This is a genomic window from Candidatus Obscuribacterales bacterium, assembly GCA_036703605.1.
GTDB lineage: Bacteria > Cyanobacteriota > Cyanobacteriia > RECH01 > RECH01 > RECH01.
The window spans coordinates 1-1,287 of sequence record DATNRH010001110.1 but is presented as its reverse complement, the minus strand read 5'-3'; the positions used below and the strand labels follow the sequence as shown (position 1 = coordinate 1,287).

Genomic DNA, 1,287 nt, shown 5'->3' with positions numbered 1-1,287 from the left:
ACCTTTCCAGCTTTGGCAAGAGTTTCCCTGATCTTGGCCATTGCCTCAGTCCTGCCAGTCTCCGCTTCATACGCATCAATCTGCAACTGAGCCTGTTTGATCATGGCTTCCATTTGGTTCTTCTGGGCTTCGTTCTGTGCCTTCTGCTGTTCAGCCATCGCATAGACCATATCAGCGTCAGGTTGCTGCTGTTGCTGGCTTGCGGCCTCAAGCATCTGCTCTTCTTCCTCAGTCTCAGGCTCGATAATGCCCTGAAGGATAAGCTGCTTCCTGCCGTATTCCCTGAGGTGTTTGGTCTCCGGCCCTACCTGAAGGGTGAAGTACGTTAGCAGTGCAATCTGGCCCTCTGGTGTACCCTGTAGCGCCTGATACAAGTCCCGCATTTCCTGGCGGGCTTCGTCACGTTGGGTTTTGAAGGATGGCCCGACATCGGCATAGACTTCGAACGCGCCTTGTGTGATGTCGATGAGTACAACCTCTTCACCAGTTTCCTCATCGAACACCGCCTCCATGATCTGTACTTCAGACTCTGTGCCGTCAGGCTGTGTGACCACCGCTGTACGTGGTACGTCATACAACTCAGCCGCCATAGAGGCATAGACTCGACCGGCCTGCTTCATGGCAAGCTGGAAGGAGTTCTGGAATAAGAACGTCTCCATGTTCTGAGCGTTCTGGGTGGCGTTGATCTGCCCCTCTGTGACCGCCCCTGACATCATCTGCTCTTGGTTCAGTGCACCGCCCGTTACATCGTCAACACTTCGGCGTGTGAGGTCTAAGAGGGCTGCACCGGCCTGCGGGAGCTGTGGAGGCTCAAGATAACCCGCTGCACCAATCGGATAGGGCTGGCCTGTCTCGCTCGATACTTCATTCTGTAGCAAGTATGGATAGTTGTTATCCGCACCCGCCAACGAATACATATACTCATAGCCCTGAATCTGACCGGGGTAGAAGATAGGCTTCTGCCGTGGCCCCTTGGCTACAATGTCCGCAAGGTAGGACATCATGAAGTTATGAAGTCGCTGGGGGTCTTGTGAGTCGTGATAGATACCACGCCAGATCTCACGGCCCTCAACCCTTGACCAGTCACCATAAATGGGGATGATCGGGATATGCTCGCCAGGAATGCGCTGCTGCTTTAGGATCTTCTCACCGGATACGATGTACTTGGTGACAACCCACCGCTCTTTCATCTTCTCGCCAATCTTGACGAAACCGGCATCCTCCATCTCGTCAATAACGTCCTTGACTTCTTTCTGATAGACGGCCTTGGTCTGGCCAAGCGGGTCT

General features: G+C 53.8%; 1 protein-coding gene. It reads right to left on the bottom strand.

Annotated elements, in window-relative coordinates; all coding sequences use genetic code 11:
- The coding region (locus V6D20_23090) for a portal protein (GenBank protein ID HEY9818665.1) at window positions 1-1,287 on the bottom strand (1,287 nt) is incomplete at both ends.